Genomic DNA, 14,466 nt, shown 5'->3' on the forward strand with positions numbered 1-14,466 from the left:
ACCCCAAACTGCCTTTTTAGGACCCTCTTGTTTGGAGCCGGATTGGGTGACGCGACCGATGCGCAATGACCGGGTGCACAGGCGAGTTCTCATCTACGGTATAACTGTATTTTTCGGCTTGCTTAGCAAATTAATAAAAAGCTTATAGGCGCCCGGTACACCTGCGGGTAGCTGCCTGAAAAAGGCCAGTGAGGTATAAATAAACCGGCCCTCGCCATAGTTGCCTGTTATTACGGCGCCTTTGTTCGGTGCTTCGCCGGGGTCGTTCATTTCCATGACCGATTTGTATTGCGGGTCGATATCGCCTACAAAATAAAGGCCGCGCTCCTGTACCCAGCCGTTAAAGTCTTCGTCGGTTACTTTGTTGGGGTAATTGAGAATGGGGTTTTGTTTATCGAGTATGGTGATTTTTGCATTTTCATCCGTCACCCGTTGGTTTACCGGCTTAAACGGGTAAGGGCCAATTTGTTTGGTGACCAGGCCGTTGTTGTTATTGTATTGCACCACCAGGTTGCCGCCATTTTTAACATATTCCAGCAGTTTGGGTTGCTCAACAGCGAGGCGATCGTTAACATTATAGGCACGCACGCCGGTAACAATGGCATCGTAGCCGGAGAGGTCGCCGTTCATAACTTCTTTCTCGGTAAGCGGGTGCACATCATAACCTACCTGGCGCAGTGCCTCAGGAACTAAATCGCCTGCACCCTCAATGTAGCCTATTTTTTTACCGGCAATTTTTAAGTCGATGTTGATTAACCTGGTCTGCGCCGGCGGGAACAGTGTGATGTTCGGGATATGGTCATACTTAATGTGCTGCACACCCAATGCCGGGCCGCCGTTTATCAAAACTTCCAGCATGGTGTTTTTCGACTGCCGGTCGTTTGGCGTTACTGTGAATGCTACTGTCCATTCTTCGCCTTTATTTTTATCTGTAAAAGTGTATTTATCAGGACTCACCTGCCAGCCCGGCATCGGTTTTATGCTGACATTGCCGCTGCTTTTAGTGTATGCCTTTAATTTTACCTGGATGGATTGCGGGCTGCTGCTGTTAAAAATATAATCCTGGCTGACTACATTGGCGGTTACCTGCGGCGCAATTTCAATAGGCTGATAAATTTCGCCATTAACAGGGCTAACATATTTGTAATACAGGCGGCGTTCAAAATGGATCGGCTTGCCCTCAATTATAAATTCTAAATTAACAGTGGGCAAATCCGGGTTTTCGGGATTCCCGACGAATAGCTGGCCGGGGATATTATATGCGCCAATACTATGCGGTGTTTCGAGCCAAAAGGGCTGGGTAATTTTATCTGCGGAGGCTTTGCCGTCGAAAGTCTGCAGCTGGTTAGCCGGTATAACCTGGCTGTTATAGCTTTTTTCTGTTTGATTTATGCTGATGGTATTTAGCTTAACTTTATTGTTATACCTGTCGAGCACTTGCGAGCGAATGAGAATACTGTCATGTAGCCCATAGGATGGTTCTGCCGCATAGCTCTCAAACCACAAACCCGCGCAAGCAGCTATCAAATTATTAAGTTCCTTGGTTTTTTGCGTGCGCCAGTAAACGTCAGACACTTTTTCAACCTTAGCCAGAAGCTTTACCAATGCGGGCACACTTTCCTCCGGTTTGTCGGCGTCAAAACTCTTGCGGATAATAGCTATACCGGCATCAATATTTTCGCCATCCTTAACGCGTTTCCAGGTGGTGTTTACGCCGTCCATCAATTCGTTTTGCGGGGCATCGCCCAAAATAGTCTTAAAATATTCAAATGATTCGCCACGCTGCCTTGCCGAGCCAAAGCCCTGTGTTTTATGGTTCGAGCGGCTTTCTGCAGCCAGTTCACCATAGCCTTTACCAAGCGTTGGGTTGTATACGCCTACATCAATTTTAAACTGATCGGGTGCGGTAGTATTAACCGTGCCGAAGCTAAAAGTATTCCACAATAAACGTTTTGCTTGCCATGGTTGCACGTATTGTAATTGCTCGGGAAAGCGTTTCGGGTCGGCAGCAGCGGCAAAGGCCTCCTGCGCCAGTATGGCCGATGAAGTATGATGCCCGTGACCGCCCTCGCCGGTGGTAGGGAACCGGCATATAATCACATCAGGCCTGAACTTGCGGATCACCCAAACTACATCGCTTAAAACTTTTTCCTTGTCCCAAATCTTCAATGTTTCGTCCGGCCCTTTTGAAAACCCGAAATCGTTGGCGCGGGTAAAAAACTGCTCGGCACCGTCAACGCGACGGGCTGCCAATAGTTCCTGCGTGCGTATTAAACCTAACAGTTCACTTTGTTCGTTACCCAAAAGGTTTTGTCCGCCATCGCCGCGCGTCATTGATAAATAGCCGGTGCGATAATGTTTTTCCTGCGCCAGGTAGGCGAGCAGGCGGGTGTTTTCATCATCGGGGTGAGCGGCGACGTACAGCACACTGCCCAGCACATCCAGCTTTTTAAAGTTTTGCTGTATGGTGGCAATATCCGTTGGCGGGTTAGTTTGGGCAAAGGTAATGTGCGCTGTAAATAACAGTGCAGCAATAAGTTTGATGCGGTTCATGCAAACAAATATATTAAAATGTGCGGATGTGCGGATTTTGGATGTGCGAATGAGAAAAAGATGATTTTTGTATGGCGTTTGCTGAGGCTTTTGCATAGCAATATCTTTTAAATTCCATTACGCCTTTTCCACGCAGGCCTGCGACCTGCGCTGGTAAGTCGCGCCCCTTTGGGGCTTTTGAGATTATTCTTCAATTTAAACACCAGGTCTTTAAAAGTAATTGTTTCATCGTTTAAAATCACCCAACCCCAAAGGGGCGGAATTCGTCAGCGCAGGTCGCAGGCCTGCGAGAAACGTGATTTCCCTGACGGCGGAGTTCCGGCAACAGATTTTAATCCAGTATTATTTTTTAGTTTTACCGTTCAGTTATAGCCTCCGGTTAACCAGCAATGAAAAACTATTTAAAAATTATAAATATTGATGAGTACTCCATTACGCCAAAGTACCTGCAGCTAAGCAACTCGATTTTGCGGGGGATTGAGGAGGGGAAAATTGAGCGCGATGATATTTTACCGTCTATTAATGATTTGAGCATTGCGCTGGAGGTATCCCGTGCCACTATTGAGCGGGCATACAAGGAACTGCGGAAATATGACGTTATTAAATCTGTTGCGGGCAAGGGGTATTTCATCAGCAATACGGCGTTTAACCAGCCGGTTAAAGTGCTGCTGCTATTCAACAAGCTGAGCAGTCATAAAAAGATCATATACGATGCTTTTGCCGAAACGTTGGGCAGCAACGCCGCTATAGACTTTTATATTTACAACAACGATTTTAACGTTTTTAAAAAGGTTCTGCCGGCCAATATCGACCATTATTCAAAACTGGTTATTATTCCCCACTTTATCGAGAACGAGGAAAATGCGTTTGCCATAATCAATAACCTGCCAAAGGAAAAGCTGGTGCTGATGGACAAACTGCCGGAAAGCATAACCGGGACTTTTGCTGCTGTTTTTGAAAAATTTGAAGAGGATATTTATTTTGCGCTGGAGCAGCTTTTGGAAAAGCTGAGCAAATACAGCACGCTAAAAATTATCTTCCCCGGCAATAGTTATTATCCGCAGGAAATACTCACCGGCTTTTTGAAATTTTGCGGGCAGTATGCTTTTGAATATGATATTATCCACCACCTAAAAAATGAAACCCTGCAACCCGGCACGGTGTATATTAATTTAATGGAGGATGATTTGGTAGAGTTGGTAGAAAAAATAGTAAGTGATAACTTAAAAATCGGGGAAGATATTGGCGTAATCAGTTATAACGAAACCCCGTTGAAAAAAATTATAGTAAACGGCATTACCACCATATCAACCGATTTTAAGCTGATGGGCCAAAATGCCGCCGAACTGGTGCTGAATAATAGTAAAGAGCATGTGGCTATACCGTTTAGGGTTACGGTGAGGAATTCGTTGTAAGTTATTAGTTAACTTTTCAACACCAACTCCGCCACTTCTTCGCCTACCAGGCTGCCCATAGCCACGCCCATGCCGTTGCACCTTACTGCGCAAAAAACATTCGGTTCTACCTGTTTTACGATGGGGCTGATGTCGTCGCCAAAGCCCATGATGCCGCTCCACCAATAGTCAACCTCAAATGGCTGGCCGGGAAGTATAATTTCTTTCAGATAGGTAATCAACTGGTCTTTCACTTTATCGGTATGGCCAAATTCCCAGGTTTCTTCGGCAGCATAGTCGAGGTTGCGGCCTCCGCCAAACAGCACGCGGTTATCAATGTTCCTGAAATAGTAATAGCCCTCATTAAAATGATAGGTGCCCTTTAGTTTTAGTCCGTCGATTGGTTTAGTCACCAGTACCTGCCCGCGTCCCGGGATGACTTTCAGTTTCGGAAACAGCTGATTGGCGAATGCGTTGGTAGCCAGTATTACGTTACCGGTTTTAAAATTACCCTGCGATGTTGTCAGTGATACATGCCCGCCCTCGTGCTCCACCTTATGGATTTCGCAGTCGTTTAAAACCATTATGCCAAGGCTGTATATCTTATTTAACAGGGTGCGCATCATTTTACCTGTGTGCAGCTGGCCTTCATATTGAGTGTATATTATTTGACGGATGCCGTTAAACCCAAAATCTGCTATTTTAGCATTGGCGACTGAATAAATGTCAGATTTGCCGATTGCTTGCTGCAATAAAGTGTTAAAATACGTTAATTGATCTAATGCCTCGGTTGCTGCCGGCAGTTCGTTATCCATAAACAATTCATGCCCGCCGTTTTGCTGGAAATCTATATTGTCATCGCCGAGGTTTTGCCTGAGCCGTTGCAACCCACGCCATTTATAGTCAACCATGCGCAGCACTTCGGCTTCGGATGACTTTTTCAAGTAGGATATTTGCTCGGAAATGGTGCCGAAACAGGCAAATCCCGCGTTTTTTGTACTGGCGCCGGTGGGTAAAAACCCCCGCTCCAAAACCAGCACATTTAATGCCGGCGCCTGCTTTTTTAAATGCAGCGCGGCACTGAGGCCCACCAGTCCGCTGCCTATGATAATTACGTCGGCATTATCAATAAACGCCGTGCGTTCCCAGTACGAAAATGTGTTGCCTTTCAATTTATGGTGTTTTTTACGGAATGCTTTTTGATTAGTCTAAAGTCGTTAGTCCTAAGTCTAAAGTCAAAAATATACAAAAAAATACTTCTTTGACTCGGGACTTAGGACTGGAGACTTAAGACTTAAAAAAATGAATCACATAGCAATGTATATAGGCTACAATTCAGCCTGGTTTTTAATGATAGTTATAGCAATAGTAAGCTTTATTGTTCAATGGCGCTTTAAAAGCAAGTTTAACCAATATGCGGAGATGCCATTATTGTCGGGCCTTTCAGGACAGGAAGTTGCAGAGCGGATGCTGCGCGATAACGGCATTTACGATGTGGAGGTAATTTCTGTTGAGGGCGAACTTACCGACCATTATAATCCCGAAAACAAAACCGTTAACCTTAGCCCGGATGTTTATAACGGCCGGAGCGTGGCATCGGCAGCCGTAGCAGCACACGAGTGCGGGCACGCGGTGCAGCATGCAAAAGCGTATAGCTGGTTAAGTTTACGTTCGGCCATAGTGCCAGTAATTAATGTGGCATCGACCCTAACCCAGTGGACGTTATTTATTGGCGTACTACTGCTGTTTTTTATCCATAGCCCATATGTATTGGCTATTGGTGTTGCCGCGCTGGCACTGGTAACCACGTTCAGTTTTATCACGCTGCCTGTTGAGTTCGACGCAAGCCGTCGTGCGCTTGCCTGGTTAAACAATAATTACACGGTTATGCAAACCCGCGAGGAGCACGAGCAGGCCAAAGATGCCTTGTGGTGGGCCGCCATGACCTACGTGGTTGCTGCATTGAGTGCCCTGGCTACTTTGCTGTATTATGCAAGCTTATTGTTTAACAGGAGGGACTAGGGCCCCCCAGCCCCCTGAAGGGGGAGTTCTTGATTAGCGTGGGCGGGGGACGGCCCGCACTTTTTTCATTGTTCAAACATTCTGCTATCTTTATTGTCTACCATTTACCAATTTAACCATAATGAAAAAGGCAATATTTTTATTTGTGCTGGCGGGCATTTTTACGATGTGCTTACCACAAACTGCCGTATCGGCTGATAAATCAAGGTTGCCCGGGGTTATTGTTCAGCAAACCGTGCAAACGCAACACAAGGTTTATAAGAAGCGTCGCCGGGTAAGAAGGCATACGGTAACCGGAAAATCTGCCCGGAGGCAGATGCAACTTAGGCAGGGGCAAAAACACCAGGCCGAGGAGCAAAAAGTTAAGAAAGCGCAGCAGGAGTTGAAAAAAGACACCACCAAATCAAACTAAAGCAATTGAAACATTATGGGGTTGTATTTGTCGTATACTGTGGTCTCCGGCTATTGCCAGGGATTAAGGAAACAATAAATAATATCTACCCCTATGAAAAAGTTTGTTAAAGTATTTTTAATTGCTTGCGCGGTATGTTTTGCCGCACCGAGTTTATATGCGCAGGTGAGTGTAAGCCTCACCGTGCGCACGGCGCCACCGGCATTGCCGGTTTATGAGCAGCCCGAATGCCCTGCCGACGGTTATATATGGCAGCCGGGTTATTGGGCTTATGACGATGATGCCGATGGTTACTACTGGGTACCTGGTGTATGGGTTGCGCCGCCAAACCCCGGCGTGTATTGGACGCCCGCTTATTGGGGTTATACAGGAGGCTTCTACGGATTTCACGTTGGTTATTGGGGCCCCCATGTTGGGTTCTACGGTGGCATTAACTATGGTTACGGCTATGGTGGCTATGGCTACGGCGGTGGCAGGTGGGAAGGTAACCAATTCCGCTACAATACTGCAGTGGTAAACGTAAACCGCACTATAATCCACAATACTTATATCGACCGTACGGTGATAGTTAATAATAATGATCGCCGGAGCTTTAACGGTGGCCGTGGTGGCGTAAATGCCAGGCCAAGGCCACAGGACCGGGTTGCTATGCGGGATCGCCACATACAGCCAACGCCCAGCCAGATTTCACATCAGCAGGCCGCCCGCAGCGACAGGTCATCGTTCGCCAAAGTAAACCATGGAAGACCAGAAGTAGCGGCACTAAGCCGCCCGGGGGCCGACAGAAAAGATGCAAGGCCAGCTGTTGCAAGACCAGCTAACAGCGCACGTGCTGATAAACCAAACGCGGCACGGCCAACGCGTACCCAACGGACTGAGCCTGCTCAAAGGGCAGCACGCCCCGCAGCAGCAGAACGTGCCAGGCCGCAACAAAAAACGGAACCAAGGCAACGTGCCGTGCAACCGCAACGGGCGCCACAACAACGTGTAGAGCCGCAACGTGCACCTGCGCAACGGGCTCCTGTTCAACGGGCAGCACCACCGCAACGTGCGCCGGTACAACGGGCAGCACCACCCCAACGTGCGCCGGTACAACGGGCAGCACCGTCACAACGTGCGCCGGTACAACGGGCAGCGCCGCCACAACGTGCACCTGCGCAACATGCGCCGCAAGCAAGGCCAGAACATCACCGGTAAAAATTCCCCCGGCGCGGGATCTTTTCGGCAGGAACCTGCGCAAAATATAAAAACAAAAACCCCGGCCTGAGAGATGGCCGGGGTTTCTTTTTATCTTATATGCTGAGTGAAATTAATTCATCCTGTAGGGGGCAATCAAATAAAATTCGGGAATTTGTACATTAAACAATTGATTATCCATCAGGCGGGCCATGTGGTATTCGCCTTTCATGCTGCCCATATCTGTTTTAAGGTTGCAGCCTGATACGTATTCGTGAGCCATGCCTGGTTCAATAACCGGCTGCTGGCCAACCACGCCTTCGCCTTCAACTTCGCGCTTGGCGCCGTTTGAATCAAAAATATACCAATGCCTGCCCAGCAGTCTAACCGCGTAATTGCCCATGTTTTCAATCTTTACCTTGTAGGCAAACATAAAATGGTCATTCGCCGGGTTCGAATACTCGGGTTGGTAAATTGTATCTACCGATACCTTAACGCCGTCTGTAATAACTGTTACCATGTTAACAAAATCTCCTTCGCTTCAAATATATATTATCCAGTCAAATATCAAGCCATTTTTGAAAAAAAATGTTAGCGTACTTTGACTGAGCGTATTGTACGCGAGTACACCGGGAGAATTTTACTTTTTATTCTTATAGGCAGCTAATCCGCTTTCCAAATATTTTAAATAAAGATCTACATGATATTCAGCCGGAGATGGAGTTATTAATTTTCCATCTTTATCATTCATTAAGTTACCGTCGCTGTCAAGAATCACATATAAAGGCTGCGAATTGGAATTAAACCGCGATGCTTCCAGGTCACTCCACTTACCACCCAAATTCGTTATTTTTTTGCCGCTATATTCTGATGTAAATTGCTCTTTGGTCTCTAACGCTGCTTTGTCATCAACTACAAGCTGAAGCAATATAAAGTCATTCCGCAAATGATTAAACACCTGGGGGTTGGTCCACACATCACTTTCCATTTTACGACAATTAACACAGTTAAAGCCGGTAAAATCTATCAATATGGGTTTATGTAACTCTTTCGAGACCTGCAATGCCTGGTCGTAATCAAACCACGCGTCCAGCCCCCGGGTTTTAATACGGTCGTAATTGCCCGCGTATTTTTTAACTTTTATCGATGATTGCTTCGTATCGGTTGCGGTTGCAGTGTTCGCCGGTATTTGCGACAGGTCAAAGTCCTGCGTTGCTATTGGGGGTAAAAATGCGCTGATGGATTTTAAGGGAGCACCCCAAAGGCCCGGAATCATATAAATAACAAACGCAAAAACACCAATTGAAATAAACGTGCGCGGTACTGATAAATACGGCAGGTCGCTGTCATGCGAAAATTTAATCTTGCCTATAAGGTAAAGCCCCATCAATAATCCTATCGCTATCCATATTGATAAAAATATCTCGCGGTCGAACCAGTTCCAATGATATGCCAGGTCGACATTTGATAAAAACTTTAATGCGAACGCAAGCTCTAAAAACCCTAAAACTACTTTTACACTATTCAACCACCCACCTGATTTAGGCAGGCTTTTTAAAGCCGATGGAAACAAAGCGAAAATTGTAAACGGCAACGCCAGCGCTAATGAAAAACCGAGCATACCAACCGCCGGCCCTAAACGGTCACCTTTCGAGGCGGCATCAACAAGTAAAGTGCCAATTACCGGGCCTGTGCACGAAAATGAAACTACTACTAAAGTAGACGCCATAAAGAAAATCCCGGCAAGGCCACCCTTATCTGAATTTGCATCCAGTTTATTGGCCAATGAACTGGGTAAGGTAATCTCAAAGGCGCCCAAAAACGAAATGCCGAAAACGACCAACAGTAAAAAGAAAAATATATTAAATATGCCGTTGGTTGCCAGGGCGTTAAGCGCGTCCGAGCCGAAAAGGACCGAAATAAGCATTCCAAGCGAAACATAAATAACTATGATGGACAACCCGTACAGTAACGACTGTAAAACGCCTTTAGCCCTTGAGCCGCTTTTTTTGGTAAAAAAGCTAACCGTTAACGGTAACAAAGGGTAAATACAAGGCAATAATATAGCGGTAAAGCCACCCAGCAGACCTTTAATAAAAATTTCCCAAAGTGTTTTAGGTTTTTCGGCCGGGACGGCATTAACAACGGCCTGCTTATTTTTTAAGGCTTTTAAACTATCCGCCTTTTTTAATTCAGCCTGTTTCTTTTTAAAAGCTTTTAAACTATCTGCCGCCGTAGGTATATCCGTAAACTGTACATCGGCAGTCGATACCGTGTCGGCTTTTTTATTTTGAAATGCTTTTGCCGGATTGGTACTTGTAACTACAAACGCAGCTATGGCGAAAAAAAGGATTAAATACCGTTTTAAAGAGTACCTGTTAACCGTACGGTTCATTGTTATATGTAATTAGTTGCTTATGGGTATGTTAAATTCCACTTCTTCGGGTGGGTTGCATTTGTGGTCGTTGCAAGCTATGTAGCCAAGCGTGCCTTTAACCGCCGGCGACTTTGCTGTGCCTAACTTTATTTTTTGCTGAAACACAACGGCAGTTTCAAAATAACCTATGTTCATGCTAAAAGCCTGTTCATATCTTGAAAGCGGCTTTGGCTCAACAATTTTACCGACCGGTGTGTAATCTTTCGATTTTGAAAACGTGAACGAGCTTTTGGCGGGGCCACCCTGTTCGGTTTGCGAATAGATGTGCCAGCCTTTTTGTATAGTAGCTTTCAAAAAAACCACAGCGTCTTTATCCCCTGTTTTTTTTGAGGCGTACGACCATTTTACCGGGTTGTCTATTTGCGCCCAGGCGCTGCTGCCGAAAGCCAGCAACACTGCGAACACCAGGAGGAACTTCTTCATACTTAATTTTATTTGCCTAATGGAATAGTGAAATCGATGTCTTCGGGAGGAAGGCATTTCTGGTCGTTACAGGTCATGTACTCCAACTGGCCCTTAACGGCTGTGGCGTTGGCCGATTTTAGTTTGATTTTTTGCTGAAACACTACCGATTTTTCAAAATAGGTAACGTCCATTTTAAAAGTAGTTTCGTACTTTTTTATCGGGGCGGGCTGTGTGGGTTGGCCAACGGTTACATAATCTTTTGATTTTGTAAAGGTAAACGAGGTTTTTATTGGTCCGCCATCCTTAACGTCGAGGCCATAGATATGCCATTTATCATCAATGGTTGCTTTAATAAATACAACAGCCTCGGTGGCATTGATTTTTTTAGCCGCGTACGACCATTTTACATGCGATTCGATTTGCGCCTTGGCGCCAAAACTTAAAACAAGGGCAGCAGCTGCCAACAATATTCTTTTCATTTATTTAGTTTTATCAGTTACTCAAATTTAATTTAACGCTAATGTAGCGCTGATTACTGTTTTCATTATGAAGTTGAATGTAAAGAAATGTTAAATTTACCAACCGGGTTAATTTACAAATTCAATTTCCTTCAGGCTAAACTCCAATTCTTCATGGTTATTATTTTCAACAACCAATATACCGTTGTCTTTTACACTTTTGATAGTTCCGGCAAACTGTCCTTCTTTCGACTTATATTCTTTCTGTTCGTTTAACCAGTATAGTCGGGTTAAATAGGTTTCCCTTACAAATAAAATTTTGCCGGCCTTTAAATTCAAATAGTAAGCCTCAATGTGGTGGCAAATGTCGGATAATAAAGTTTTTAAATCATAATCCTGTTGTAAGATTTGCTTTACAGATGTTGCATTTGGCAGGTAATCCGGAAAGGTTTGCTGGTTTATATTAAGGCCTATGCCAACAATGGCGTTTTTTATTTGTCCGCCCTGTATCATATTTTCAATTAGCATGCCGCCTAGTTTACGGTTGCCATAGTAAATATCATTGGGCCATTTAATCTTTAAACCGTCGCCAAGCAAAGGATGCAAAGCATCGAAAACGCCTAAACTAACGGCTCTCACAAGGTCGAATTGTTGGGTAACGGGCAAAAATGAAGGTTTTAATAACAGGCTGAAAGTTAAATTTTTACCGGGTTCGGCATGCCAGCCGTTCTGCTGCTGGCCCCGGCCGGCCGTTTGGTTTTCTGCCATAATGACTGTTCCCTCAATCACTGGCTTGGAATTTGACGCTAATTGTTTAAGGAAATTGTTTGTTGAGTCAACTTCTTTAATTGTTACAAAATTTTGTCCAACAAATAATCCCGAAAATATGTTATTTTGCAAGGTATAATATTATTAAATACTAAATCGTTCAAAACTAATTCTTTTTGATGGTAAAAAACAAAGCGTTAAATGAATCTGCCTATATTTCAGAATTGGCAATTCATGGGATCCAGGAAAAAAAGGGAAATGATATTATCAGGTTAGACCTCCGTAATATATTCAGTTCGGTGGCAGATTATTTTGTAATATGCCACGCGGATTCGACCACACAGGTTAAAGCTATAGCCAATAGCATTGAGGATGAGATATACAAGGCTACACAACAGGACCCTTACCGAAAAGAAGGGCTTGAATATGGAGAATGGATACTGCTGGATTATATTGACGTAGTTGTGCACGTCTTCAGAACCGATAAGCGCGAGTTTTATGGCATGGAAGACCTTTGGGGCGATGCCGAGATAAAAATGTATAAAAGCGCATAAGCGCACGCAACAATTGTGTTTGCCAGCGCGTCATCATCATACCGTGCGAATTATAAAATAAAGATTGTAAGTTTGAGTTTGTAAATTAAATTAGATAACAAGTTGGAAAATCCAAAACCGATAAGGAAAATACCGAATAAAAAAATTACGCCAAAACCGCCGAAACCCAATATTATGTGGTTTTACGCTATTATAGTTGTAGTGCTGCTGGTTGTTGCCACACTTTTAAATACTACCACAACAAATGCCATAACTTTTCAAAAATTTGCCGAAATGCTCAAAAAGCATGATGTGCAACGAGTTGTAGCGTTCCGCAACGGCGATTTGTTTGTAGCCGAAGTTTATTTGACAAAGGAAGCCCAAAGTAAAGGCGAATATTCTGATGCGAAAAAGGACAGCCGTGCGTTCAGTATGAATAATGCTGACGGGCCGCAATACACATTTTCTGACGCTACTTACGAGGGCATAAAGCAATCGATACTTAACGCCGAAAAGGACTTTGGCTATACCGAAGATCAGCGGATTCCGGTTAGTGTTGAGGCCGGCCATGAGAGCCTGCTTTCGAACTGGTTTGTGCAATGCATTATAATGGCAGTGTTACTGGTTGCAGTATGGTTGTTTATTATGCGCCGCATGAGCGGTGGCGCAGGCGGCGGCCCGGGTGGCCAGATTTTTAACATAGGCAAATCAAAAGCTACCCTGTTTGATAAAGAGGCCCAGGTATCGGTTACGTTTAATGACGTTGCCGGTTTGGAAGAAGCCAAGCAGGAAGTAATGGAAATTGTTGATTTCCTTAAAAACCCTAAAAAATACACCAATTTGGGTGGTAAAATACCTAAGGGCGCCTTATTAATAGGTTCGCCGGGTACTGGTAAAACGTTGCTGGCAAAAGCCGTTGCAGGCGAGGCACAGGTGCCTTTCTTCTCACTTTCAGGTTCTGATTTTGTGGAGATGTTTGTAGGGGTGGGCGCATCGCGTGTTCGCGACTTGTTCCGCCAGGCAAAAGACAAAGCACCGTGTATTATATTTATTGACGAGATTGACGCCATTGGCCGCGCCCGTGGTAAAAACAATATTGTTGGCGGTAACGACGAGCGCGAAAATACATTGAACCAGTTGCTGGTTGAAATGGATGGTTTCGGTACCGACTCGGGTATCATTATACTTGCCGCTACCAACCGTCCCGATGTGTTAGACTCTGCTTTATTGCGCCCGGGCCGTTTCGACCGCCAGGTATCAATAGATAAACCGGATTTAATTGGCCGCGAACAGATATTTAAGGTACACTTAAAGCCGGTTAAACTTGCTGAAGGTGTTGATGCCAAAAAATTATCAGCACAAACACCGGGTTTTGCCGGCGCCGAAATTGCCAACGTATGTAACGAGGCTGCACTGATTGCCGCACGTAAAAATAAAGAGGCAGTTGAAATGCAGGATTTCCAGGATGCTATTGACCGTGTGATTGGTGGTTTGGAGAAAAAGAACAAAATCATATCGCCCGAGGAGAAACGCATTGTTGCTTACCACGAAGCCGGGCACGCAATTGCAGGCTGGTTTTTAGAGCATGCTGACCCATTGGTTAAGGTATCCATTGTTCCGCGTGGTGTTGCTGCGTTAGGTTATGCACAATATCTTCCGAAAGAACAGTTTTTATACACTACCGAACAATTGATTGATGGCATGTGTATGACGTTGGGTGGCCGTGTTGCTGAGGATATTACCTTCGGGAAAATATCAACCGGCGCACAAAACGATTTGGAGCGTATTACGAAACTTGCTTACGCCATGGTTACCATTTATGGTATGAATGCAAAAGTGGGGAACGTATCATTTAATGATACCCAGGGCGAGTACCAGTTTAACAAGCCATATTCTGAAAAAACTTCGGAGCTGATTGACGTAGAAGTGCGTAACCAGATAGCTGAGGTTTACGAAATGACCAAAAAGCTTTTGCTTGATAAACGCGATGGGCTGATAAAACTGGCGGATAAGCTGCTGGAAAAGGAAATTCTTTTCCAATCAGACCTTGAAGAAATATTAGGCAAGCGTCCGTTTGATAACCGTACCACTTATGATGAATTTGTGAACGGCCCGGAGGCCAACCAGGAACCTGCTGCATCGGCACTGGTACCTGAAGGTGTTGCCGACCATTCGGGAACCTTTAACAGGAACCCTGAGGAGAAGGACATAAACGCTTAAGAATAAATTTTAAGTCGGGAGTCTTAAGTCTTGAGTCGAAAGTCAATTTCAGCTTAGGACTTAAGACTTTTTAATTTTGACTCTAGAC

13 protein-coding genes are annotated in these 14,466 nt (G+C 44.9%); 6 read left to right on the forward strand and 7 right to left on the reverse strand.

The features are described from left to right. Positions 1-93: 93 nt before the first annotated feature. On the reverse strand, positions 94-2,553 hold the full coding sequence (locus Q0R52_RS26375) for a PIG-L family deacetylase (RefSeq protein ID WP_295800903.1): 2,460 nt from the start codon (positions 2,551-2,553) through the stop codon (positions 94-96). Positions 2,554-2,942: 389 nt separating this feature from the next. Between Q0R52_RS26375 and Q0R52_RS26380 the strand changes: the two genes are divergently transcribed. Beyond that, positions 2,943-3,968 (forward strand): GntR family transcriptional regulator, encoded by a 1,026-nt coding sequence (locus tag Q0R52_RS26380; protein WP_295800906.1) that lies wholly within the window; start codon positions 2,943-2,945, stop codon positions 3,966-3,968. An 8-nt stretch (positions 3,969-3,976) separates the two neighbouring features. Here the strand turns inward: Q0R52_RS26380 and Q0R52_RS26385 are convergent, their stop codons facing one another. Continuing rightward, on the reverse strand, positions 3,977-5,119 hold the full coding sequence (locus Q0R52_RS26385) for an FAD-dependent oxidoreductase (RefSeq protein WP_295800909.1): 1,143 nt from the start codon (positions 5,117-5,119) through the stop codon (positions 3,977-3,979). Positions 5,120-5,249: 130 nt separating this feature from the next. Between Q0R52_RS26385 and Q0R52_RS26390 the strand changes: the two genes are divergently transcribed. From Q0R52_RS26390 to Q0R52_RS26400, 3 genes are all read left to right on the forward strand, one after another. Beyond that, positions 5,250-5,969: a zinc metallopeptidase gene (locus Q0R52_RS26390; RefSeq protein ID WP_295800912.1), complete on the forward strand. Its 720-nt coding sequence runs from the start codon at positions 5,250-5,252 to the stop codon at positions 5,967-5,969. Between the two features lie 121 nt (positions 5,970-6,090). After that, complete coding sequence (locus tag Q0R52_RS26395) at positions 6,091-6,381, forward strand: hypothetical protein (protein ID WP_295800915.1); 291 nt, start codon at positions 6,091-6,093, stop codon at positions 6,379-6,381. A gap of 93 nt (positions 6,382-6,474) precedes the next feature. Next, a complete protein-coding gene (locus Q0R52_RS26400) occupies positions 6,475-7,578 on the forward strand; it encodes a hypothetical protein (RefSeq protein ID WP_295800919.1) in 1,104 nt (367 codons plus the stop codon). Positions 7,579-7,690: 112 nt separating this feature from the next. Here the strand turns inward: Q0R52_RS26400 and apaG are convergent, their stop codons facing one another. The 5 genes from apaG to Q0R52_RS26425 all read right to left on the reverse strand — a co-directional run bounded on the left by apaG (position 7,691) and on the right by Q0R52_RS26425 (position 11,757). Continuing rightward, the gene (apaG, locus tag Q0R52_RS26405) at positions 7,691-8,077 is read right to left on the reverse strand and encodes a Co2+/Mg2+ efflux protein ApaG (RefSeq protein WP_252791885.1); all 387 of its coding nucleotides are present in this window, start codon (positions 8,075-8,077) and stop codon (positions 7,691-7,693) included. Positions 8,078-8,197: 120 nt separating this feature from the next. Then, positions 8,198-9,952 carry a cytochrome c biogenesis protein CcdA gene (locus tag Q0R52_RS26410; protein ID WP_295800923.1) on the reverse strand — a complete coding sequence of 585 codons (1,755 nt, stop codon included), beginning with the start codon at positions 9,950-9,952 and terminating at the stop codon, positions 8,198-8,200. Positions 9,953-9,964: 12 nt separating this feature from the next. Continuing rightward, positions 9,965-10,417 carry a protein-disulfide reductase DsbD domain-containing protein gene (locus Q0R52_RS26415; protein ID WP_295800924.1) on the reverse strand — a complete coding sequence of 151 codons (453 nt, stop codon included), beginning with the start codon at positions 10,415-10,417 and terminating at the stop codon, positions 9,965-9,967. Between the two features lie 8 nt (positions 10,418-10,425). Beyond that, a complete protein-coding gene (locus Q0R52_RS26420) occupies positions 10,426-10,878 on the reverse strand; it encodes a protein-disulfide reductase DsbD N-terminal domain-containing protein (RefSeq protein ID WP_252791888.1) in 453 nt (150 codons plus the stop codon). Between the two features lie 108 nt (positions 10,879-10,986). Continuing rightward, the gene (locus tag Q0R52_RS26425) at positions 10,987-11,757 is read right to left on the reverse strand and encodes a biotin--[acetyl-CoA-carboxylase] ligase (RefSeq protein WP_295800927.1); all 771 of its coding nucleotides are present in this window, start codon (positions 11,755-11,757) and stop codon (positions 10,987-10,989) included. Between the two features lie 47 nt (positions 11,758-11,804). Between Q0R52_RS26425 and rsfS the strand changes: the two genes are divergently transcribed. Both rsfS and ftsH read left to right on the forward strand, forming a co-directional pair. After that, positions 11,805-12,179, forward strand: a complete 375-nt coding sequence (rsfS, locus tag Q0R52_RS26430) for a ribosome silencing factor (RefSeq protein WP_252791890.1) — start codon at positions 11,805-11,807, stop codon at positions 12,177-12,179. Positions 12,180-12,353: 174 nt separating this feature from the next. After that, the gene (gene ftsH, locus Q0R52_RS26435; RefSeq protein WP_295801439.1) at positions 12,354-14,378 is read left to right on the forward strand and encodes an ATP-dependent zinc metalloprotease FtsH; all 2,025 of its coding nucleotides are present in this window, start codon (positions 12,354-12,356) and stop codon (positions 14,376-14,378) included. Positions 14,379-14,466: the final 88 nt, after the last annotated feature.

Origin of the sequence: Mucilaginibacter sp., assembly GCF_025359345.1 — a bacterium.
Classification (GTDB): domain Bacteria; phylum Bacteroidota; class Bacteroidia; order Sphingobacteriales; family Sphingobacteriaceae; genus Mucilaginibacter.

Coding starts and splice junctions, on each gene's coding strand:
- Q0R52_RS26375 (WP_295800903.1), bottom strand. CDS start 2,553: ATGAACCGCATCAAACTTATTGCTGCACTGTTATTTACAGCGCACATT.
- Q0R52_RS26380 (WP_295800906.1), top strand. CDS start 2,943: ATGAAAAACTATTTAAAAATTATAAATATTGATGAGTACTCCATTACG.
- Q0R52_RS26390 (WP_295800912.1), top strand. CDS start 5,250: ATGAATCACATAGCAATGTATATAGGCTACAATTCAGCCTGGTTTTTA.
- Q0R52_RS26395 (WP_295800915.1), top strand. CDS start 6,091: ATGAAAAAGGCAATATTTTTATTTGTGCTGGCGGGCATTTTTACGATG.
- Q0R52_RS26400 (WP_295800919.1), top strand. CDS start 6,475: ATGAAAAAGTTTGTTAAAGTATTTTTAATTGCTTGCGCGGTATGTTTT.
- apaG (WP_252791885.1), bottom strand. CDS start 8,077: ATGGTAACAGTTATTACAGACGGCGTTAAGGTATCGGTAGATACAATT.
- Q0R52_RS26410 (WP_295800923.1), bottom strand. CDS start 9,952: ATGAACCGTACGGTTAACAGGTACTCTTTAAAACGGTATTTAATCCTT.
- Q0R52_RS26415 (WP_295800924.1), bottom strand. CDS start 10,417: ATGAAGAAGTTCCTCCTGGTGTTCGCAGTGTTGCTGGCTTTCGGCAGC.
- Q0R52_RS26420 (WP_252791888.1), bottom strand. CDS start 10,878: ATGAAAAGAATATTGTTGGCAGCTGCTGCCCTTGTTTTAAGTTTTGGC.
- rsfS (WP_252791890.1), top strand. CDS start 11,805: ATGGTAAAAAACAAAGCGTTAAATGAATCTGCCTATATTTCAGAATTG.
- ftsH (WP_295801439.1), top strand. CDS start 12,354: ATGTGGTTTTACGCTATTATAGTTGTAGTGCTGCTGGTTGTTGCCACA.